The 20,016-nt window shown below is 43.9% G+C and carries 20 protein-coding genes, 1 other RNA gene and 1 pseudogene; 13 read left to right on the top strand and 9 right to left on the bottom strand.

The features are described 5' to 3' along the window. Positions 1-21 precede the first annotated feature (21 nt). A pseudogene (locus OCU28_RS08765) lies at positions 22-1,086 on the top strand (type I restriction endonuclease); the annotation flags it as partial. A gap of 162 nt (positions 1,087-1,248) precedes the next feature. On the opposite strand, the gene OCU28_RS08760 reads toward OCU28_RS08765, so the two are convergent. The 3 genes from OCU28_RS08760 to smpB form a co-directional block, all read right to left on the bottom strand. Further along, a complete protein-coding gene (locus OCU28_RS08760; protein WP_261815829.1) occupies positions 1,249-2,451 on the bottom strand; it encodes an integrase domain-containing protein in 1,203 nt (400 codons plus the stop codon). A gap of 165 nt (positions 2,452-2,616) precedes the next feature. Continuing rightward, positions 2,617-2,983: a transfer-messenger RNA gene (gene ssrA / locus OCU28_RS08755) on the bottom strand. 67 nt (positions 2,984-3,050) lie between these two features. Then, positions 3,051-3,536 carry an SsrA-binding protein SmpB gene (smpB, locus tag OCU28_RS08750; RefSeq protein WP_261815828.1) on the bottom strand — a complete coding sequence of 162 codons (486 nt, stop codon included), beginning with the start codon at positions 3,534-3,536 and terminating at the stop codon, positions 3,051-3,053. A 102-nt stretch (positions 3,537-3,638) separates the two neighbouring features. Here smpB and OCU28_RS08745 point away from each other — a divergent pair, with 102 nt between their 5' ends. Further along, entirely contained in the window at positions 3,639-4,082 is a 444-nt protein-coding gene (locus OCU28_RS08745) for an SRPBCC family protein (RefSeq protein ID WP_261815827.1), read from the top strand. Next, a complete protein-coding gene (locus tag OCU28_RS08740) occupies positions 4,072-4,377 on the top strand; it encodes an RnfH family protein (RefSeq protein WP_261815826.1) in 306 nt (101 codons plus the stop codon). Before OCU28_RS08745 ends, OCU28_RS08740 begins: the two co-directional genes overlap by 11 nt. A 48-nt stretch (positions 4,378-4,425) precedes the next feature. Here OCU28_RS08740 and bamE read toward each other — a convergent pair whose 3' ends face one another. From bamE to nadK, 3 genes are all read right to left on the bottom strand, one after another. Next, the gene (gene bamE, locus OCU28_RS08735) at positions 4,426-4,785 is read right to left on the bottom strand and encodes an outer membrane protein assembly factor BamE (protein ID WP_261815825.1); all 360 of its coding nucleotides are present in this window, start codon (positions 4,783-4,785) and stop codon (positions 4,426-4,428) included. A 159-nt stretch (positions 4,786-4,944) separates the two neighbouring features. Next, positions 4,945-6,606 (bottom strand): DNA repair protein RecN, encoded by a 1,662-nt coding sequence (recN, locus tag OCU28_RS08730; protein ID WP_261815824.1) that lies wholly within the window; start codon positions 6,604-6,606, stop codon positions 4,945-4,947. 104 nt (positions 6,607-6,710) lie between these two features. Then, the gene (gene nadK / locus OCU28_RS08725) at positions 6,711-7,598 is read right to left on the bottom strand and encodes an NAD(+) kinase (protein ID WP_261815823.1); all 888 of its coding nucleotides are present in this window, start codon (positions 7,596-7,598) and stop codon (positions 6,711-6,713) included. A gap of 160 nt (positions 7,599-7,758) precedes the next feature. Here nadK and grpE point away from each other — a divergent pair, with 160 nt between their 5' ends. The 8 genes from grpE (at position 7,759) to OCU28_RS08685 (ending at position 16,198) form a co-directional block, all read left to right on the top strand. Continuing rightward, on the top strand, positions 7,759-8,397 hold the full coding sequence (gene grpE, locus OCU28_RS08720) for a nucleotide exchange factor GrpE (protein WP_261815822.1): 639 nt from the start codon (positions 7,759-7,761) through the stop codon (positions 8,395-8,397). 328 nt (positions 8,398-8,725) lie between these two features. Further along, the gene (gene dnaK, locus OCU28_RS08715) at positions 8,726-10,642 is read left to right on the top strand and encodes a molecular chaperone DnaK (protein WP_261815821.1); all 1,917 of its coding nucleotides are present in this window, start codon (positions 8,726-8,728) and stop codon (positions 10,640-10,642) included. 264 nt (positions 10,643-10,906) lie between these two features. Next, positions 10,907-12,049 (top strand): molecular chaperone DnaJ, encoded by a 1,143-nt coding sequence (gene dnaJ / locus OCU28_RS08710; RefSeq protein ID WP_261815820.1) that lies wholly within the window; start codon positions 10,907-10,909, stop codon positions 12,047-12,049. Between the two features lie 163 nt (positions 12,050-12,212). Then, positions 12,213-12,680: a hypothetical protein gene (locus OCU28_RS08705; RefSeq protein ID WP_261815819.1), complete on the top strand. Its 468-nt coding sequence runs from the start codon at positions 12,213-12,215 to the stop codon at positions 12,678-12,680. After that, positions 12,667-13,212, top strand: coding sequence for a prepilin-type N-terminal cleavage/methylation domain-containing protein (locus tag OCU28_RS08700; RefSeq protein WP_390623771.1), 546 nt, complete (start codon positions 12,667-12,669; stop codon positions 13,210-13,212). The genes OCU28_RS08705 and OCU28_RS08700 overlap by 14 nt, the downstream gene beginning before the upstream one ends. After that, positions 13,202-14,014: a hypothetical protein gene (locus OCU28_RS08695; protein ID WP_261815817.1), complete on the top strand. Its 813-nt coding sequence runs from the start codon at positions 13,202-13,204 to the stop codon at positions 14,012-14,014. Before OCU28_RS08700 ends, OCU28_RS08695 begins: the two co-directional genes overlap by 11 nt. Further along, positions 14,004-14,390, top strand: a complete 387-nt coding sequence (locus OCU28_RS08690; RefSeq protein WP_261815816.1) for a type IV pilus modification PilV family protein — start codon at positions 14,004-14,006, stop codon at positions 14,388-14,390. The genes OCU28_RS08695 and OCU28_RS08690 overlap by 11 nt, the downstream gene beginning before the upstream one ends. 248 nt (positions 14,391-14,638) lie before the next feature. Continuing rightward, positions 14,639-16,198, top strand: a complete 1,560-nt coding sequence (locus OCU28_RS08685; RefSeq protein ID WP_261815815.1) for an AbgT family transporter — start codon at positions 14,639-14,641, stop codon at positions 16,196-16,198. A gap of 50 nt (positions 16,199-16,248) precedes the next feature. On the opposite strand, the gene fghA is transcribed toward OCU28_RS08685, so the two are convergent. Beyond that, on the bottom strand, positions 16,249-17,094 hold the full coding sequence (gene fghA / locus OCU28_RS08680) for an S-formylglutathione hydrolase (protein WP_261815814.1): 846 nt from the start codon (positions 17,092-17,094) through the stop codon (positions 16,249-16,251). A gap of 62 nt (positions 17,095-17,156) precedes the next feature. Continuing rightward, entirely contained in the window at positions 17,157-18,281 is a 1,125-nt protein-coding gene (locus OCU28_RS08675) for an S-(hydroxymethyl)glutathione dehydrogenase/class III alcohol dehydrogenase (RefSeq protein ID WP_261815813.1), read from the bottom strand. 154 nt (positions 18,282-18,435) lie between these two features. On the opposite strand from OCU28_RS08675, the gene OCU28_RS08670 reads away from it, so the two are divergent. Together OCU28_RS08670 and tadA are read left to right on the top strand one after the other, a co-directional pair. After that, positions 18,436-19,326 carry a LysR family transcriptional regulator gene (locus OCU28_RS08670; protein ID WP_261815812.1) on the top strand — a complete coding sequence of 297 codons (891 nt, stop codon included), beginning with the start codon at positions 18,436-18,438 and terminating at the stop codon, positions 19,324-19,326. Next, positions 19,313-19,849: a tRNA adenosine(34) deaminase TadA gene (gene tadA, locus OCU28_RS08665; protein WP_261815811.1), complete on the top strand. Its 537-nt coding sequence runs from the start codon at positions 19,313-19,315 to the stop codon at positions 19,847-19,849. The genes OCU28_RS08670 and tadA overlap by 14 nt, the downstream gene beginning before the upstream one ends. Here tadA and OCU28_RS08660 read toward each other — a convergent pair. After that, on the bottom strand, positions 19,846-19,992 hold the full coding sequence (locus tag OCU28_RS08660) for a hypothetical protein (RefSeq protein WP_261815810.1): 147 nt from the start codon (positions 19,990-19,992) through the stop codon (positions 19,846-19,848). The two genes, tadA and OCU28_RS08660, sit on opposite strands and share 4 nt — an antisense overlap. Between the last annotated feature and the right edge of the window lie 24 nt (positions 19,993-20,016).

Genomic DNA, 20,016 nt, shown 5'->3' with positions numbered 1-20,016 from the left:
AACACAGAGCTTAGGTATTTCATGACCAAACAAAACGAAGATACACGGGTAAAGATACCAACCATACTGCACCTAACGCGCTTAGGGTATAAGTACTTATCTTTAAAGCAGGCTACTTGGTGCACTGATACCAATATTTTCCCGGATATCTTCAAAAAGTCGATTGAGCGTATTAATCCTGGAGTGGATGATGGAGATGTTGAACGTTGCTTGGATGACTTAAAGTTAAGCTTAGATAATGAAGATCTAGGTCGTGCTTTTTATGAAAAACTGACGAGTCGTTCCGGTACAAAACTCATCGACTTTGACGACTTCTCAAAAAATAGCCTACACGTAGTAACAGAGCTTACATACAAGAATGGTGATGAAAAGTTTCGTCCAGATATCATTCTGCTCATTAACGGTATGCCTTTAGTCTTTATTGAGGTGAAAAAGCCAAATAATAAAGATGGTGTTCTAGATGAACGAAAACGAATCAATGAACGTTTCCAAAATCCCAAATTTAGACGCTTCGTTAACATTACTCAGCTCATGCTGTTTTCTAATAACATGGAATACGATGATGGTAGCCCCGAGCCTATTCAAGGGGCGTTCTATGCGAGTTCATCTTATACAAAGCCTACCTTCAACTACTTCCGAGAAGAAGAAGTTCTTAATCTTACTAAGCTACTTAAGCCTTTAGCCGATGAGACTGAGAACTTTGTTCTAAAAGACAATAACTACACTGTTATTAAACATAGCCCTGAATTCCTCACCAACAAAGGCCATGATGCGCCAACCAATAGAATATGCACATCACTTTTTAATCCAGAGCGCCTTGCGTTCATGCTGAGATATTCTCTAGCGTACGTTAAAGAAACCGATGGTCTACAAAAACACGTGATGCGCTACCCACAGCTGTTTGCGACCAAAGCGATTGAAAATAAGTTAAGCGAAGGCATTAAGAAAGGCATTATTTGGCATACTCAGGGAAGTGGAAAAACGGCTCTGGCTTATTACAACGTAAGGCACTTAACCGACTACTATCAAAAGCAACACATAATCCCTAAGTTTTATTTTATTGTTGACCGGATTGATCTACTGAAACTACAGGGTCGTGTCTTGCGTTTTGCCTACCCAACTTTTCCATACCTAAATTAATCCGCTTTTTACTAATTTAGGATAATCACTGGCAAGGTTTTGTCCAAAAATGAGTTATAGAGCGTTCATTAGTAATGACAGAGCGTTCATTAGTAACAGACCTATCAACTAAAATCTTTTGGATGCTTTAGTTATATATGCACTCCACCAGTTCATCATATCTCGGCGACGCTCAATGTATTGAGCTCGATTGTACGCGCTACGAGTTTGGTTTGGGTCTACATGTGCAAGAGCAGATTCAATCAAGTCGAAATCAAATCCCTCATCGTTGAGTGCTGTAGAAGCTATTGAACGAAAGCCATGGCTCACGAGTTTTCCTTGATACCCCATACGCTTTAATGCCGCATTTACTGTTTGGCTATTAAGAGGCTTGAAGTTGTTCAAAGGGGAAGGGAAAACACAAGGACTGTTTCTTCTCAAGCTTTTAGTGAATACCAATAGCTCAATACAGCAATCACTTAAAGGAATGATATGCTCCCGTCTTCTTTTCATCTTATGAGCTGGAATGATCCAAAGTTTATTTTCGAAGTCTATTTCGTCCCATAGGGCGCTAGCAGCTTCGCTTGGCCTTGTCATTGTGTGAAGTTGAAATTCTATAAGGCAACGAGTTACTCGGTTTAGTGAGGCTCTAGATATTGTGCGCATCAGCTCGGGAAGCTCAGAAGGTGGAAGGGATTTCATGTTTTCTGGCTTAGGTTTTTTGAACGCGACATGGATCTTTTGAATTGGGTTAGAGTGGATCTTTCCCGTATTGACAGCAAAATTCATAACTTCATTAAGTCGCTGGCAAAGTCGCTTGACTGTTTCTAGGTTTCCTTTGGCTTCTACAACACGCAAAATCTTAATGACTCTAGGCGCTGTAACTTTTCCTATAGGCATTTGCCCTAAATAAGGAAAGATGTGTAGCTCAAGAGAGCGCAATATATCTTCGGCATAGTCGGCAGTCACACTGTGTTTTTTGACTTCTAACCATTCGTTGGAGACTTCAATAAGCAAGTTCGACTCTTCTAAGAGTGCTAGCTCGTTTTGAGCCTCAATGTGTTGTTTGGGATCGATACCCTGTTCAACGAGTTCTTTATAGTCAAATGCCACTTTGCGGGCATGCTTCAGTGAACAGTGAGGGAATTTTCCAATTTGAAGTTTGATTCGTTTTTTTGTTAAAGGGTGAGAGTAGAGGAAATAGAAGATCTTCGAACCATTTGGTCGGACCCTAAGAGAGAGGCCGTTGCCATCAGACAGTAGTTGTTCTTTTTCTGTAGGTCTCAGTTTTAGGAGCTTAGTATGTGACAGTCTTGAAGTGGCTAGTGGCATTTTATGTTCCCCCAAATTTCATTTTGTTCCCCAACAGTAGGTTTTGGGGAACAAAATGTCTAAGATGCAGTGACATCTCTTGAGAACTCTTAAGAATGTAAGTGTTTGATTTATGTTGTTATAGGCAAAAAAAAGGCCACCCAAAGGTGGCCTTTTCCAATCGATTGGTGGAGCTGGCGGGAGTTGAACCCGCGTCCGAAAATCATTCATCATTGGTACTACATGCTTAGTCGATCTTTAAATTCACCAAGTACCTGCGAACCGACACGCTAGTAAATGACTATCCTGAATTATATTTCGAACTTCATCTCTCAGGCGGGAGAATCCGATCTAGCTCTTTTGGGTTTGATCTCTTATTGGTCCCCGTCTTAAAAGCGGAAGCTAGGGTAAGAGAGCTCTCAGCAGGTTATTAAGCTGCTAGTGCGTAGTTTTCGTCGTTTGCGACTATTTTTTTGCGGCTTTTTACGTGGCCAACCGCCCCACGGCATGCACCTCAGACTTCAGAATTCCCGTCGAATCCTAGATCAGCCCCAAGTGTTATTTGCATAGTACCAGAAAAGGCTCGCCTGTCTAGTTCGATGCTAACTGGATGCTCAATATTAGCGCAAATTACTCTTCATAATTCGTGCTTTGTCGCGAGCCCAGTCTTTTTCTTTTAGATCTGTACGTTTATCGTGCAGTTTCTTACCTTTAGCTACGCCTACTTTGATCTTCACCCAGGAGCGTGACCAGTATAGAGAAAGGGCAGTAAGGGTCATACCATCACGATTAATGCTACCGAATAGGTTATCCAGCTCTTTCCTTGAAAGTAGAAGCTTACGGATACGAGTCGGGTTAGCAACAATATGTGTTGATGCTTGATTGAGCGGTATGATGCTCATACCACTAATAAATGCCTCGCCATCTTTAAGATAGACGTAGCTCTCAGCGATATTCGCTTTACCCTGACGTAGAGATTTTACCTCCCAACCTTGGAGCTCTAAGCCAGCTTCAAGCTCGTCGTCGATAAAGTATTCGTGACGGGCTTTTTTATTTAGCGCAATAGTATTACTAGTCGCTTTGGTTTTTGATTTTTTCTTTGCCATAATGGCTTCATTATACGGATTGCCTTATTATAGGGAAATTGTTTTTGTCCTTGTAAGGACGATTTTTAGGCAAATTAATGGTTTAGCCTTGGAGGAGATGAAATGCCACAAGTGACCCGTTCGGCTTTGGTGTCTTTTAGTGCTGAACAAATGTTTGATTTGGTCAACGATGTTGCACGTTATCCTGAGTTTCTACCCGGCTGTTCTGGCAGCAAGGTGCACAATGTCGATGATGTGAGTATGACGGCATCGGTTGATGTATCTAAAGCAGGTATTAGCAAGACGTTTACGACTCAAAATGTACTTGAGTATGGTCGAGTGATTGAGATGAATCTTGTTGATGGTCCATTCAAGCATTTAAGTGGCGGTTGGTTTTTTACTCCCTTAGATGAGCATGCTTGTAAGGTTGAGCTTAAGCTTGAGTTTGAGTTTTCAAGCAAGATTGTAGAGATGGCATTTGGCAAAATATTTAATGAGCTGATGTCTAACATGGTGAGTGCTTTTACGAGCCGAGCAAAACAGGTGTACCCGTGTTATGAGTATTGATTCTGTGATGATTCATGTGGAGGTGGTATACGCACTTCCACAGGAACAGCGCGTGGTTTCGCTGGTGGTGAATAAAGAGCTTACGGTTGAAGATATTATTGTTCAATCTGGGTTGTTAGCCTTATATCCTGAGATAGACCTCAAGCAAAATAAGGTTGGGGTGTATAGCCGCAATGTAAAACTGAATTCTACAGTGCGCGATCAAGATAGGATTGAAATCTATCGGCCGCTATTAGCAGATCCGAAAGAAATCCGCCGTAAGCGTGCCCAGCAGGCAGCTGAGAAGACAGCCTAAGCTTAATAAAATTTAGTGATAAAAAGGCGCTTATTAAAGCGCCTTTTTTTATTGAATCGGTTGGTTAAATTGAGCACCAGCAGGGAAGTCGCCTTCAATGCGCTGCAATTGGCCGCTATCACCAAAGAATACAAAGAGGTTCTTTTGGGTAGGGTCATTGTGACCTTTAGTGTAATGGTAGATGTAATACCATTTATTAGGCTCACCATTTTCAATTAGCATTGGAGAACCAAGGACGAAACGTACCTGTTCTTTGGTCATGCCAATACGCAGCTGATCAACTGCTGATTGCTCAATATAGTTACCTTGAGCTATGTCGATTCGATACACTAACTTCTCAAGAAGAGAGCAACCGGAAAGCATAGACACCGCGAGCGGTACTGCGATTAACCACTTTTTAAACTGCATATTAGGTCTTTAACTTTAAAACTGAAACTCGGCAAATGATAAACAAGCTCTAACAGCTTGTATAGCGAAACAGCTTTTAGTTATCTAATTTCGCTACTGATATTCTATTTTGTGCATCAACTTCGGTTTTTGACCAGTATAAGCTGTATGAGTTCCCTGTTAGGCCGCCATTAATTCACGAGCATTTGCTAGGGTGGTATCGGTTATCTCACTTCCCCCCAATAGCCTTGCTAGCTCTCCAACTCGCTGTTCGGAGTCAAGCATGGTCATGCTTGTTTCAGTGTGTCCAGAGTGCATTTTTTTAGCGACAAACATTTGTTGATGACCACAGCCGGCAACTTGGGGCAGGTGGGTAACACACAATATTTGGGTACTCTCTCCGAGGGAACGCAACATCTTGCCAACGATTGCGGCCGTTGGACCACTGATACCTACATCTACTTCATCAAAGATAAGGCTCGGGGTCTCAACTTTTTGAGCGGTAATAACCTGAATCGCAAGGGAGATCCGTGATAGTTCCCCGCCAGAGGCCACCTTAGCTAATGACTGTAATGGCTGTCCTGGGTTTGCTGAAACCAAGAACTCAACGTCATCTGCGCCAAGTGGCGATGAGAACTTACTGTCGAAGTTGATTTGAATATCAAAGCGCGCCTGCTCCATACTCAGCTGTTGCATGCTATTTGATATCAGCTTATTAAGCTCTTTAGCGTAGCGCTTACGAGATTTACTAAGCTTTTCTGCACTCTTTATATAGTTCTCTTGAGCGATGCTAACCTGTTGGGTTAGTTGCTCAATCTTTTCATCTGAACAATCAAGTGCTTCAATTTGTGCTGAGAGCTGTTGATGGTGAGTGTAGAGATCTTCTGGTAATACATTGTGCTTTTTAGCCAGCGACATAACTTGTGAAAAGCGCGCCTCAACGCTTTGCATATGTGCAGGGTCGATATCGACAGAGTCAAAATAATTACGCAGCTCGCTATTGGCTTCTTCGGCTTGAATAAGGGCATCGCCTAGCATCTGACTTATCTCACTCAGTTGCGGGTCAAGCTCACTGAGTTGATTTGCACAATTGATACTAGCTTGCAGCATGCTAAGTGCGTTGTATTGTTCGTTCTCACTAAGGAGATCTAAACTCTGTTGGGTGAGACCTAATATCTCGCCACTGTTGGCTAATCTTTTATGCTCGGTCTCAAGCTCGCTAAACTCATGTTCGGTTAGCATTAGCTCGTCTAATTCTTTGATTTGATATTCAAGTAATTGTTTTTGAGCTTGATTTTGCTCACTGTTTTGAATGATTTGCTTGAGTGTATTCTCAGCCTGACGCCATGTTTGATAACGTTTTTGGGTGTGAGCTATTAGATTGCTATGTCCTGCATAGTCGTCGAGTAAGTTAATTTGATACTCTTTTTTCAAAAGCTGGTGGTGAGCATGCTGACCGTGAATGCTCACAAGTCGTTGTCCTAGTGATTTCAGCTGTGAGATAGGTACTGGATTGCCGTTAATAAAACCACGCGAGCGGCCATCTTTGCTCACGACTCGACGCAAGATACATTGCTCATTCTCTGCCAGTTCATTGTCTTCTAACCATCGTTTGGCGCTGAGGTTATGTTCAATGATAAAGCTGGCTACAATATCGACCTTGTCTTCACCCTGACGAATCATACCGGCATCGGCGCGACAGCCTAGACATAGGCTAAGTGCGTCGATGGCGATTGATTTACCGGCACCGGTTTCACCGGTGATGGTAGTCATACCAGGGTTAAGTTCAACCTGTAGTGATTTTACGATAGCGAAGTTATTAACACTTAAATGAGCGAGCATACTGAAATCCATATCTAGAAGTACTGTATATGAGAACAGTATATACTGGTTTTACATACAGTAAAGATGTTGGGTGAAATTTTTTATTCAGTATGCGCTAGGCTCTAAAACAACTTACTTGACCAACCTAGCTTCTCTCTAAGTACGTGGTAGTAGCTGTAGTTCTTGGGGTGAATTAGGTTGAGGACGTTTGGGCTCTGATAAATATGGATCTCATCGCCAGGTTCAACCGGAAGAGAAATTTGGCCATCACAGCTGACTTCTTGGGTGCCAACCATATCTGGAGCGAGTAATAGCTTTATGCGACGGTTACCGTCAACTACCAGCGGGCGACTAGATAGGGTGTGTGGAAACATCGGCACTAGCGATATGCTGTTTAGGCTAGGGGAGAGTATCGGCCCGCCACCAGAGAGTGAATATGCGGTTGAGCCGGTCGGAGTCGAAATAATTAAGCCATCAGAGCGTAATGAGAAGGCGAAAGTATCATCGATATAGACTTCAAACTCTATCATATGAGCGACTTTTCCAGGGTGTAATACCGCCTCGTTTAAGGCTGCATTTTGACTCTTAACCTGCCCATGGCGGTGGATTTCAGCCTCTAACAAAAAACGCTGTTCGCTGATGTATTCCCCTGATAGTACCTCAAGCAATGGCTGTTTAAAGCTATCTGGGTCGAGGTCGGTTAGAAAGCCTAGATTACCTCGATTTACTCCGATGACTGAGATATCAAAACGCGAGAGAACACGAGCCGCCCCGAGCATATTGCCATCACCACCTATCACAATTGCAAGGTCGGCATTTTTTCCGATATGCATTAGATTGGTAAAAGCACTGCTATCTACTTTGTGATTCATCAGCTCTTTAAGGCGGTCATCAACCAGAACCTTATAGCCTTGCTCAACCAGCCAATCATAGATTTCTTTGTGAGTTTGAATTGCAAGGTGGCTGCGTGGCTTACCTAAAATCGCAATAGTTGAGAAATGTTTACCCATTTTAATCCCATTTTTTAATATATGGACTTCGAGAGACTTGAATCAGAAATGATGATCCCCATAATAAAGGCAAGTTGATTAGAGATGCTAATCTTTTGTCAGAGTTTATCTGTCAATATAATAGCACTTTCATGAATAGACTTGTCTTGCTGGAGATATCATGAGCGACAAAGATACAAAGATTGATGAACAAGAATTAGAACAAGCAACTCAAAAGCAAGCCGCTGAAGAGATTGTTGAAGAGATTACTGCTGAACAAGATGCTGATGTTATTGGTGACGAAGGCGATGTTGAGTGGAATGAAGAATCGGTTGCTGATTTTGAAGAGTCTAAAATAGCTCAGCTTGAAGCTGCGCTGTTGCAAACTGAAACTCGCTTGAAAGAGCAACAAGATTCAGTATTACGTGCCAAGGCTGAGGTCGACAACATGCGTCGTCGTACTGAGCAAGAAATGGCAAAAGCTCGTAAGTTTGCTATCAATAGATTCGCAGAAGATTTATTGCCAGTTATTGATAACCTTGAGCGTGCAATTCAAGCTGCGGATACCGAAAACGAAGCCATTAAGCCTATCCTTGAAGGCATTGAAATGACGCATAAGTCTTTCCTTGAGGTTGTGACTAAGAATGGTTTAGTTGAGATCAACCCTGAAGGGGAAGCCTTTAACCCAGAACTGCACAATGCAGTATCTATGGTTGAGAGCCCTGATCACGAAAGCAATATGGTAACGATTGTATTGCAGAAAGGGTATGAACTTAACGGTCGTGTGGTTCGCCCAGCGATGGTAATGGTTGCTAAGTAATCCTTTAAGCAAACTGTATGTTAGAAGAGAGGCCGTTATGGTCTCTCTTTTTTTTGCCTTAAAACGGTGGGTATTCCGAGTACAGATAGCTCAAGTAGGCGCAATAATATGCTTCACTACCAATAAAAACTCGTTTTTTTACTTTTTTTTGGGCTTTGCTCTTGAATCCACGTTTCTCGCCCTTATCTATCAGTCAGAGCAAATAATTACTGAGCGAAACAGCTCACCTGCTTTGAAAATTTTGTAAGACTTGGGGTTGAATCCAAGCGAAACACACCCCATTTATTGGGATATAGAAATAGACAATTAAATTTTTGGAGATAGCCAGATGGGTAAAATCATTGGTATTGACTTAGGTACTACAAACTCTTGTGTAGCAGTACTAGACGGCGATACGCCACGTGTAATCGAAAATGCTGAAGGTGAACGTACAACAGCATCTGTTATCGCATATACAGACGGTGAAACATTAGTAGGTCAACCAGCTAAGCGTCAGGCGGTAACTAACCCAGAAAACACGCTATTTGCAATTAAACGCCTAATCGGTCGTCGTTTTGAAGACGAAGAAATTCAGCGTGATCTTGAAATCATGCCTTATAAGATTGTTAAGGCTGACAACGGTGATGCTTGGGTTGAAGCGAAAGGCCAAAAAATGGCTGCTCCTCAGGTTTCTGCTGAAGTTCTTAAGAAAATGAAGAAAACAGCTGAAGACTTCCTAGGCGAAGAAGTAACTGGCGCAGTAGTGACTGTTCCTGCTTACTTTAACGATGCTCAGCGTCAAGCAACTAAAGATGCTGGCCGTATCGCGGGCCTAGACGTTAAACGTATTATCAACGAACCAACAGCTGCGGCTCTAGCATATGGCCTAGACAAGTCAGGTGGCGATCGCACTATCGCAGTATATGACCTTGGTGGTGGTACTTTTGATATCTCAATCATCGAGATTGACGAAGTTGAAGGTGAAAAAACCTTCGAAGTTCTAGCAACTAACGGTGACACTCACCTAGGTGGTGAAGACTTTGATAACCGCATGATCAACTACTTAGTAGAAGAGTTTAAGAAAGAGCAAGGTATCGATCTTAAAGCTGATCCACTAGCAATGCAGCGTGTTAAAGAAGCAGCAGAAAAAGCGAAAATTGAGCTTTCTTCTACTACTCAAACTGACGTAAACCTACCTTACGTAACTGCTGATGCAACTGGTCCTAAGCACATGAACGTTAAAGTGACTCGTGCAAAACTTGAAGCGTTAGTTGAAGACCTAGTTCAACGTTCTCTTGAGCCACTTAAGGTTGCTCTAGCGGATGCAGACCTATCTGTAAATGACATCAACGATGTTATTCTAGTAGGTGGTCAAACTCGTATGCCTATGGTTCAAGCTAAAGTTGCTGAGTTCTTCGGTAAAGACGCTCGTCGTGACGTGAACCCTGATGAAGCAGTTGCTATGGGCGCTGCAGTTCAAGGTGGCGTACTAGCTGGTGAAGTTAAAGACGTACTTCTACTAGACGTTACTCCTCTATCTTTCGGTATCGAAACGATGGGTGGTGTAATGACTAAGCTAATCGAGAAAAACACTACTATCCCAACTAAAGCGGATCAAGTGTTCTCTACAGCGGAAGACAACCAAAGCGCAGTGACTATCCACGTTCTTCAAGGTGAACGTAAGCAAGCGATGTACAACAAATCTCTTGGTCAATTTAACCTAGAAGGTATCCAAGCTGCACCACGTGGTATGCCTCAAATCGAAGTAACATTCGATCTAGATGCTGATGGTATCCTGAATGTATCTGCTAAAGATAAGCAAACAGGTAAAGAGCAGAAGATCACAATCCAAGCTTCTGGTGGCCTAAGCGACGAAGAAATCGAAAAAATGGTTCAAGAAGCAGAAGCTAACAAAGAAGCTGATAAGAAGTTTGAAGAGTTAGTAACTGCACGTAACCAAGCTGACCAAATGATCCACGGTACTCGTAAGCAAATGGAAGAAGCAGGTGATGCACTTCCAGCTGAAGAGAAAGAGAAAATTGAAGCAGCAATCAAAGAGCTAGAAGAAGCGAAGAATGGCGAAGATAAAGACGCTATCGACACTAAAGTTCAAGCTCTTATGGCTGCGGCTCAAAAACTAATGGAAATGGCTCAACAACAAGCTCAAGCACAGCAAGCACAAGGTGCTGATGCAGGCCAACAACAGTCTCAAGATGATGACGTTGTTGATGCTGAGTTTGAAGAAGTTAAAGACGAGAAAAAATAATTATCGATGCTATAGCGAGTCATTTGAAGCTGTGTTTACCTGAGTAAAGGTGACACCTTGTTTTGAACAACTCGCTCTAGTTTAGAAATAATTTTTCTATTCTGACAGTAGCTTATGGGCGTTTGGGGAAACCTTTACGCCCTTCTGTTTGTAAATACAGCTGTCGATATAGATGATACTTTTAGATCCTAGAACCTCCATCTATATCGATATAAACACCAAGCGGTTGAAGCCGTTTGCAGTACTAAATTGGTGACGAAACACATGTCTAAACGTGATTTTTACGAGATCTTGGGTGTAAGCAGAGATGCTTCAGAGCGTGATATTAAGAAAGCATATAAGCGCTTAGCGATGAAGTATCACCCTGATAGAAACCCTGATGATGAATCAGCAGCTGGAAAGTTTAAAGAAGTAAAAGAAGCGTACGAGATCCTAACTGATTCGCAAAAGCGTGCAGCCTATGATCAACACGGTCATGCAGCCTTTGAGCAAGGCGGTATGGGCGGCGGTGGCTTTGGCGGCGGCGGTGCGGATTTCGGTGACATCTTTGGTGATGTATTTGGTGATATCTTCGGCGGCGGTCGTCGTGGTGGTGGTCAACAACGTGCCCAGCGCGGTTCAGATCTGCGTTACAACATGGAACTGACTTTAGAAGAAGCGGTTCGTGGATGCGCCAAGGAAATCGAAGTTCCGACTCTAGTTAGCTGTGATGTGTGTGAAGGCACTGGCGCTAAGAAAGGCTCTTCAGCTCAAACCTGTGGTACTTGTCATGGACACGGCCAAGTTCAGATGCGTCAAGGCTTCTTTGCCGTACAACAGACTTGCCCTACCTGTAATGGTAAAGGTCAAATCATTAAAGATCCTTGCGATGCATGTCATGGTGAAGGTCGTAAACACAAGACTAAATCTCTTAGCGTTAAGATCCCAGCAGGCGTGGATACCGGTGATCGCATTCGTTTGTCTGGTGAGGGTGAAGCTGGAGAAAATGGTGCTCCAGCGGGTGACTTATATGTTCAAGTACATGTTAAAGATCACCACATCTTCGAGCGTGACGGTAGCAACCTGTATTGTGAAGTACCAGTAAGCTTTGCAATGGCGGCGCTTGGTGGTGAAGTTGAAGTTCCGACTCTTGATGGACGAGTTAGCCTGAAGGTCCCTTCAGAAACCCAAACTGGTCGTATGTTCCGCATGCGTGGTAAAGGTGTGAAGGGTGTTCGCGGCGGTCCACAGGGCGACTTGATTGTTAAATTAGTGGTTGAAACACCGGTTAAGCTTAGCTCGCGTCAAAAAGAACTACTGCGTGAATTTGAAGATTCTTGTGGTGGCGATGCGGCCAATAAACACAAGCCTAAATCGGAAGGTTTTTTCAACGGCGTGAAAAAGTTCTTTGATGACCTAACCAGTTAATCATTGCACCACAATTTACTAGGCCAGCTTTTAGCTGGCCTTTTTTGTATCTCAATTTAGCATGCGTTTTTTCGAGATAGCTCCCATGCCTGGGGGCTGTTTTTGCCTATCGACCAGAACGGATTACCTTTTGAGGATGTAATGTGAATTGAGATAGATGCGAATGAGCGGCTTTTCATTGATTGAACTCCTTACTACGCTGTGTGTGTTGAGCCTTAGCTGCGCTGTTGGCATACAATCCTACGCGGAATATCACCAGCAGCAGAGACACAAACTTGCCGCTCAGCAAGTGTATTCAACTATTTTGGCAACTAGCAACCTTGCCTATGCCAAGCACCGCTCTTTGTGGCTTCACATTCAGTCAGCGACAGACACACAACACACCCTTCTCATATCTGCTTCTAATTCACCATTGCCAGCGTTGACCCAGATTACCCTTGAGGATGTAACATTAACCGCAACCGATGCCAGCATTCGTTTTGATGGCGCGAAGGGGATTGCTATGGGTAATGGGAGTATCGTAATTGGTGGCAGTTCTGACTCGCAACTTAAGGTGATTTACCATCAGATCAGTGGTCGAATTAGAATATGTTCGACCGGCAGTGAGAGCTTAGGCTATGCGGCATGTTAGGGGATACAGCCTCATAGAGCTGTTGGTAGCGCTATCAATGTCATCGCTACTCATGCTTAGCGTTAGTAGTTTAATGATTACCTTGCATCAGCAGGTTGTCGCGGAACTAAAACAAGCGCAATTGTTGATACAAGCCAATCGGATTAATGAGTATCTGGTCGCTGAAATAAAAAGAGCAGGCTTTGCTGTTTCGCAATCGGCATCGGTGGTGGGTAATCAACTGGCGATACATTATAAGCTAGGGGAGTGCTCAGAGTGTCAATATCAAGGTTTACTGATATTTGAGGAAGACAATAAGCTTAAGGTCTGTAACCGGTTGTCAGCCAACCCCATATCACTTACCCAGGTGTGTGAACAATCGATTAAGTTTTCAATGTTGAGCGATAAGTTGATTGTGGTGGAGTCCTTTATCGTTTCAGAGGTCACTAGCCGGCTGTACAGCATCGACTATGCCCTGAGGTTGAAAGGAGATACACAGCTAGAGGAATTCAGCTTGCTGGCCAGTGCGCGAGGCGCTGACGGTGCTGAGTAATACCCCACGTAATATGCAAGGTGGAGCCTTGCTGATTGTGATGTCACTCATGCTGGTACTTGGTGTTTATTCAATCTACCAATTTAATACTGTGTCACAGCGCTTGCTGTGGCATCAAGAGTTAATAATGTCTCGCACTCAACTCAATCTTACCCTAGATAGCGCACTAAATTGCTATGCATTACATTACCCAGATGCGAGCCCATGTCACTATCAATCTATGCTAGATTTTGACTCCGAATTTATAGCAGTAAATCAGGTACGGCTAACTGTTTTACTCGGTGAAGCTAAGCGTGCTCAAGTTATGTATTTAGGTGGGGAGTTAGCAGAGCATGCTTTGGTGACTGACGATAACGCCATAGTGTCTGTATTTGGCCGACAGCAAACGGAGCTAGAGGCGACTTTTGAAGCCACCAATGCTGATGAGTGTGGCAGCGCTTTAGCTTTGTTGTTAGAGCAAGGTTATCGTTCCATTTGGATTAAGGGAGACTGCCAGATCACGGCTGATAAATGGCAAGTGGTAACCACCTATCAACCGCAAATTCTGCTGTTTAGCGCAACAGAGGTATTTATTTCTGGAGCCGGTCATTACCAAGGCAGTTTGCTATTTGAGGGGGTGGCTAGCGATGGCTTACAGGGACAGATTGCGTTGCAAGGGATCACCCTTTCAGGATATGTGGTCATTGATGGTGAGCTTATATTGGATGATGTTGCCCTTATCCCAGAGGTGGCTCAGCTTTCTCAATCGCTAATCTATTATGCTAATCGCCACTGGCAAGCGTGGAGTTGGTATGATCTCTAAGCTTGCAGGGCTAGCACTGTTGGAGGTACTGGTTGCTGTCGCACTGTTGTCTGGTGGTTCATTGTATCTCATTGAATTGTCGCTATGGTCTCAGCGTGAAATACACAGTCAGCGTCAATCCAATCAAATCCGCCGCGCATTAATCAATAGACTGGAGATTATACGGCACATGCAGATAAACCCAGACTTGCTGCTTACTTTAACCCCTGCCTTAAATAATACTGCTATGCAGGGGGTGAGTTTTGAATTAACTCGCGCTGATTATTTAGGAAGTTTTGGTCATAGCGGTACACAGATAACACTACAAGCTGAATGGGAAAACCCACATGGTGAATTTAAATCTTTAACCGTAAATACACTATTGGCATTTCATTGAATAGAGTTGCGATTGAGAGTTGTATTAAAGATAGGTATTTGGCTGTAGCGTCATTGTTAATGACGAGTTGACCTACTGTTGGTGTGGTTGTTTTGCTTGTGTTAATCATAAATAAAAATGCAATCCCACCCCACATTTTGGAATCTTACATTCCAAAATGCACAGGTAAGTTTGGTACGATGCGCTCCTAAAAAAATAATAACAATTAACGCATCAACACAACTAATACTTAAATTACGGTACTATTTATGAGCAATCACGCAGCCAACCTGCCTCCTCAGAAAGCGAGTGGTATGGACCGCTTTTTGAATTTAATTGAAAAAGTGGGCAACAAAATTCCAGATCCAGCAATACTGTTCTTCTGGGCACTGATCATCGTTTGGGTTAGTTCAGCACTACTTTCTAATGTTTCTTTTGACCTGATTAACCCGCGTACAGGCACACCGCTTGAGATTACAAACCTATTAACTGGTGAAGCCCTTGCTAGTTTCCTAGCCAACATGGTGACAACCTTTACTGGATTTGCACCACTGGGCATTGTACTGGTGGCTATGTTAGGGGTCGGTGTTGCCGATTCATCTGGTTTCATTACCACTGGCCTGAAAAAAATGCTGGCTTTTACCCCAGCTAAGCTTTTAACGCCAATGCTGATATTGGTGGCTATTGTTTCGCATACCGCAGCAGATGCTGGCTACGTATTGGTTATTCCTCTAGGTGGTATCATCTTCCACGCTGCTGGTCGTCATCCTCTTGCGGGTATTGCAGCTGCATTTGCCGGGGTTTCTGGTGGCTTCTCAGCAAACTTTGTTCCATCAGGAATTGACCCTCTACTGGCGGGCTTTACTCAAACAGCAGCTAATGTATTAGACCCTGAATATGTGGTGAACCCATTAGCTAATATTTACTTTACGGGCTTGTCTTCAATCTTGATTGTCGCGATTGGCTGGTTTGTCACTGAGCGAATCATTGAACCGCGCCTTAATGCATCAATCGATGTAGATGAAGATGCAGAAGAAGCACCAGATCTTGGCTCTATGACAGCTCAAGAGTCAAAAGCATTTAAATATGCTGGCTGGTCTATGGTGGTGGGTATTGGTCTACTTATTGCCGCTATCATGCCTGAGAACTCAGCTCTGCGCTCTCCGGAAGGGGAGGTGACCGCCTTCTCTGCACCATTGATGCAGTCAATCGTGCCATTGATCTTTATCCTATTTATCATCCCAGGCATCGTATACGGTCGTGTGGTAGGTAAATTTAAGAGCAGTAATGATGTTATCAAGTCTATGTCTGACACCATGAATACCATGGGTGCATATATGGTAATGTCGTTCTTCTGTGCTCAGTTCCTAGTTGCGTTTGGTCAATCAAACATAGGTACTATGCTGGCGCTGTATGGCGCGGAAGGCCTAAAGGCGATGAACCTAGCTGGTGAAGCGACAATCGTGGGTATGATTTTGCTGACTGCGATGGTGAACCTATTGGTTGGTTCAGCTTCTGCTAAGTGGGCATTGATTGGTCCTATTCTAGTTCCAATGCTGATGGCTGTGGGTATTTCCCCTGAACTCTCGCAAGCGGCTTATCGTGTCGGTGATTCGGTATCTAATATTATTTCACCCTTAATGGTGTTCTTCCCATTAGTCGTGGTTTATTGCCAGCGCTACGTTAAATCGACTGGTATCGGGACGCTAGCGTCATTAATGATGCCATTCTCAATTGCGATGCTGATTGGTTGGACTATCTTCTTACTTGCGTACTGGGCTCTGGGCATTCCTTTAGGAATTAGCGCACCTTATACCTATAGCATGTAACTTAGCTTAATTAGAACAGCCCGCAGCCTTAAAACTGCGGGCTTTTTTGATCATGGGTTTAGGTGTTTGGCGTGAAAGGCCAAGTGGTCACTAATAAAACTCTGTATGAAGAAATAGCTGTGGTCATAGCCTTTTTGCATGCGCAGTTCAAAGTCTAATGAGTGCTGTGCTGCTACATCAATTAAATGATTGGGTTTAAGCTCTTTTTCTATAAATCCGTCAGCATCACCTTGGTCAATTAAGATAGGTAAACTTGAACCAAGCTTGGCAAGTAGGCGGCAGGCGTCATATTGCTCCCACTGCGTTTTATCCTCACCAAGATAATTGGACAACGCTTTTATCCCCCATGGGCATTCCATGGGATTAGTTATAGGGCTAAAAGCGGAGATCGAGCGATAGCGGTGTTGGTTTTTAAGGCCAATGGTTAGTGCGCCGTGCCCTCCCATACTATGACCAGATATGGATCGCAGATCCGATACTGGGAAATATTGCTCAATCAAGCTTGGCAATTCATCGACGATGTAGCTATACATCTGATAATGCTTAGACCATGGCGATTGAGTGGAGTTGAGATAAAAGCCTGCTCCGAGTCCAAAATCATAGGCTGACTCAGGATCATCAGGGACCTCTTCACCACGAGGGCTGGTATCTGGGGCGACAATGGCAATCCCTAGTCGCGCTGCTGCTTCAAATGCCGCTGCTTTTTGCATAAAGTTTTCGTCACTACAGGTGAGCCCTGATAACCAATACAGTACAGGAACCGGGTTGTCGGTTGTGGCCTGAGGGGGAAGAAAAAGTGCAAAGCGCATCGCGCAATTGAGTACATCTGAGTTATGGGTATATTGCTTGTGCCAGCCACCATGGACTTTTGCCTGGCTGATATTTTCAAGTGACATAAAGCGTTCCTAAATAAAAGGAGGCGTCAGGCTTTAGCTGACACCTCCTTGCTTAGATATAATTAATAGTGAATTACAGTACGGATGCTTTCACCTTTGTGCATTAGTTCAAAGGCTTCATTAATATTATCAAGGGGCATGGTGTGGGTGATAAAATCTTGCAGACCAAATTCACCAGCCATATAACGCTCTACAATTTCAGGAAGCTCAGAGCGTCCTTTTACACCACCGAAAGCACTGCCACGCCATACGCGGCCAGTAACCAGTTGGAATGGGCGGGTGGATATTTCTTGGCCAGCACCAGCAACACCAATGATGACTGACTCACCCCATCCTTTATGACAACACTCAAGGGCGGAACGCATTACATCTACATTGCCGATACATTCAAAAGAGTATTCGACGCCTCCATCGGTCATTTCAACGATAACCTCTTGGATTGGCTTATCGTAGTGTTTAGGGTTAATGCAGTCTGTTGCACCAAGTTGTTTTGCTAACTCGAACTTACTTTCATTAATATCGATACCTATGATGCGATTGGCTCCTGCCATTTTAGCGCCAATGATGGCCGATAGGCCGATACCACCAAGCCCGAAGATAGCAACATTATCGCCTTTTTCTACTTTGGCGGTATTTAGTACCGCACCCATACCGGTGGTGACTCCACAGCCCAGTAAGCAAACCTCTTCAAGAGGGGCTTCTTTATTTACCTTCGCTAGTGAAATCTCAGGTAATACCGTGTATTCAGAGAAGGTTGAGCACCCCATATAATGGTAAATTGGTTGGCCGTCTTTGTAGAAGCGGGTAGTGCCATCAGGCATTAGGCCCTTACCTTGGGTCTCTCTGACTGCTTGGCAGAGATTGGTTTTGCCGGACTTACAAAATTTGCACTCACCACACTCGGCAGTGTAAAGAGGGATAACATGGTCACCGACCTCAACGCTGGTCACGCCGTCACCGATCATCTCGACAATGCCGCCGCCTTCGTGTCCTAAAATGCTAGGGAAGATACCTTCAGGATCATCCCCTGATAGTGTAAATGCATCTGTATGGCACACACCAGTAGCAACGATACGCACCAACACCTCGCCCGCTTTAGGAAGCATAACATCAACTTCTTCCATCTTAAGTGGTTGGTTTGGTCCCCATGCTACTGCTGCGCGAGATTTGATAAATTGTTCTGCCATGATGCTTCCTATTTAGTTTGCCAAAGCCCCTATAAAGGTAGTTGAGTTTGGCGGCTTTTCATTTAATAGACTTAGTATATATTTCCTATAAATAATGATAATAGGTCTATTTTGAAATAGACTATTACATTAATGTAATAATAGGTTGTGATTGATGGCGAACTGGGAAGGTATTAATGAGTTTGTTGCGGTAGCACAGAACCAAAGCTTTACTGGAGCGGCTCAACAACTAGCAACCTCAGTGGCAAATATTAGTCGCCGAGTGCATAGTCTTGAGCAGAGGTTGGGGATTAAGCTGTTGCTACGTACCACGCGCAAGGTGTCACTGACTGAAGCGGGGGCGACTTATTACCATCACTGTAAGCCATTAGTTGAAGGCTTAGGTATGGCTGAGCTAGCGGTAACCCAATTGCAGTCCTCTCCACAAGGGCGAATCAAAGTCACCGCTCCCGTCACCTTTGGTGAGCAGGTACTTGCCCCTTTGATGCACCAGTTTTTACTTGAATATCCGCAGGTAGAGCTCGAGCTTGTATTGTCCAATCAGCGTATGGATCTGATTGAAGATGGTTTCGATCTGGCGATTCGTTTAGGGCGACTTCAAGACTCAACGATGATGGCGAAAAAGCTGTTAAATCGAGATGTATTTGTGTGTAGTAGCCCTGAGTATCTAGAAAGACATGGTGAACCACACACCTTGTCTGAGCTCAAGCATCATCAATGTTTGCGTGGGTCGGTAAAGTACTGGCGTTTTGATGACAAAGGAAATGAGCGCCTTATTCATGTTGACGGTAGAATACAGTGTAATAGTGGTTATGCATTAGTTGATGCAGCGATTAAGGGGCTAGGTATTGTCCAGCTTCCTGATTATTATGTGCAATCCTATCTTGCGTCAGGAAAACTGATTGAACTGCTAAAGGCCTACCGAGGGAAGCAAGAAGGGGTGTGGGCGTTATACCCGCAAAATCGGATGTTGACGTCTAAGGTGAGAACCTTGATTGATTATCTCTCAGATACACTTACTAGGAATAAGTATGGACAGCAATAGCCCATCAACACAATTTAGTGAACTCGATTATCAGTTTATGCGACGAGCAATAGAGTTAGCTGCTGAGGCTGAAGAGCATGGCGAGGTGCCAGTTGGAGCGGTACTGGTTAAGGATGGGCAAGAGATTGCCTGTGGTTGGAATCAGAGTATTGGACTGCATGATGCCACGGCACATGCTGAGATAATGACCCTACGTGCTGCGGGCAGTAGCTTACAGAACTACCGCTTATTGGATACCACCCTATATGTCACCCTTGAGCCATGCCCTATGTGTGCTGGTGCCTTATTGCATAGCCGAGTAAAGCGGATCGTATATGGTGCACCAGATCTTAAAGCGGGTGCGGCAGGGACTGTCCTTAATTTATTTGAGAGCCCAGCTGCGTTTCATTACGCTGATATTGAGTCTGGATTAATGGAACAAGAGTGCAAACAGCAATTACAGGCATTTTTCCGCCGTAGACGAAAAGAGCACAAGGCCTTGAAGCGGTTAGCGCAACAGCAAGATGGTGAGCAAGAGGGTTAAGCTAAGCTAAATGTCTGGCTTGAGTTTTCAATTGTAGTAGCAGCGTAAGCTCTATTGCGCCAAAGAATCTTTTTCTTGTTATTAGAAAGCATGCGTTTACGGCGATTTGCTGCAACGGCTTTTAGTGCTAATTTTTTAGACATTCTTCTCTTTTGTTTCAATGACAT

It is taken from the genome of Vibrio gallicus (assembly GCF_024346875.1).
Taxonomy (GTDB): Bacteria; Pseudomonadota; Gammaproteobacteria; order Enterobacterales; family Vibrionaceae; genus Vibrio; species Vibrio gallicus.
The sequence above is the reverse complement of the archived record's forward strand: the minus strand, read 5'-3'. Positions and strand labels throughout refer to the sequence as shown.

What these genes read in the sequence shown, in the direction of transcription:
- dnaJ (WP_261815820.1), top strand. Translation starts at nt 10,907, where the DNA reads ATGTCTAAACGTGATTTTTACGAGATCTTGGGTGTAAGCAGAGATGCT.
- tadA (WP_261815811.1), top strand. Translation starts at nt 19,313, where the DNA reads ATGGACAGCAATAGCCCATCAACACAATTTAGTGAACTCGATTATCAG.
- OCU28_RS08760 (WP_261815829.1), bottom strand. Translation starts at nt 2,451, where the DNA reads ATGCCACTAGCCACTTCAAGACTGTCACATACTAAGCTCCTAAAACTG.
- OCU28_RS08690 (WP_261815816.1), top strand. Translation starts at nt 14,004, where the DNA reads ATGATCTCTAAGCTTGCAGGGCTAGCACTGTTGGAGGTACTGGTTGCT.
- OCU28_RS08745 (WP_261815827.1), top strand. Translation starts at nt 3,639, where the DNA reads ATGCCACAAGTGACCCGTTCGGCTTTGGTGTCTTTTAGTGCTGAACAA.
- bamE (WP_261815825.1), bottom strand. Translation starts at nt 4,785, where the DNA reads ATGCAGTTTAAAAAGTGGTTAATCGCAGTACCGCTCGCGGTGTCTATG.
- OCU28_RS08685 (WP_261815815.1), top strand. Translation starts at nt 14,639, where the DNA reads ATGAGCAATCACGCAGCCAACCTGCCTCCTCAGAAAGCGAGTGGTATG.
- OCU28_RS08740 (WP_261815826.1), top strand. Translation starts at nt 4,072, where the DNA reads ATGAGTATTGATTCTGTGATGATTCATGTGGAGGTGGTATACGCACTT.
- OCU28_RS08660 (WP_261815810.1), bottom strand. Translation starts at nt 19,992, where the DNA reads ATGTCTAAAAAATTAGCACTAAAAGCCGTTGCAGCAAATCGCCGTAAA.
- OCU28_RS08700 (WP_390623771.1), top strand. Translation starts at nt 12,667, where the DNA reads ATGCGGCATGTTAGGGGATACAGCCTCATAGAGCTGTTGGTAGCGCTA.
- OCU28_RS08670 (WP_261815812.1), top strand. Translation starts at nt 18,436, where the DNA reads ATGGCGAACTGGGAAGGTATTAATGAGTTTGTTGCGGTAGCACAGAAC.
- dnaK (WP_261815821.1), top strand. Translation starts at nt 8,726, where the DNA reads ATGGGTAAAATCATTGGTATTGACTTAGGTACTACAAACTCTTGTGTA.
- grpE (WP_261815822.1), top strand. Translation starts at nt 7,759, where the DNA reads ATGAGCGACAAAGATACAAAGATTGATGAACAAGAATTAGAACAAGCA.
- nadK (WP_261815823.1), bottom strand. Translation starts at nt 7,598, where the DNA reads ATGGGTAAACATTTCTCAACTATTGCGATTTTAGGTAAGCCACGCAGC.
- OCU28_RS08675 (WP_261815813.1), bottom strand. Translation starts at nt 18,281, where the DNA reads ATGGCAGAACAATTTATCAAATCTCGCGCAGCAGTAGCATGGGGACCA.
- fghA (WP_261815814.1), bottom strand. Translation starts at nt 17,094, where the DNA reads ATGTCACTTGAAAATATCAGCCAGGCAAAAGTCCATGGTGGCTGGCAC.
- recN (WP_261815824.1), bottom strand. Translation starts at nt 6,606, where the DNA reads ATGCTCGCTCATTTAAGTGTTAATAACTTCGCTATCGTAAAATCACTA.
- OCU28_RS08705 (WP_261815819.1), top strand. Translation starts at nt 12,213, where the DNA reads ATGAGCGGCTTTTCATTGATTGAACTCCTTACTACGCTGTGTGTGTTG.
- smpB (WP_261815828.1), bottom strand. Translation starts at nt 3,536, where the DNA reads ATGGCAAAGAAAAAATCAAAAACCAAAGCGACTAGTAATACTATTGCG.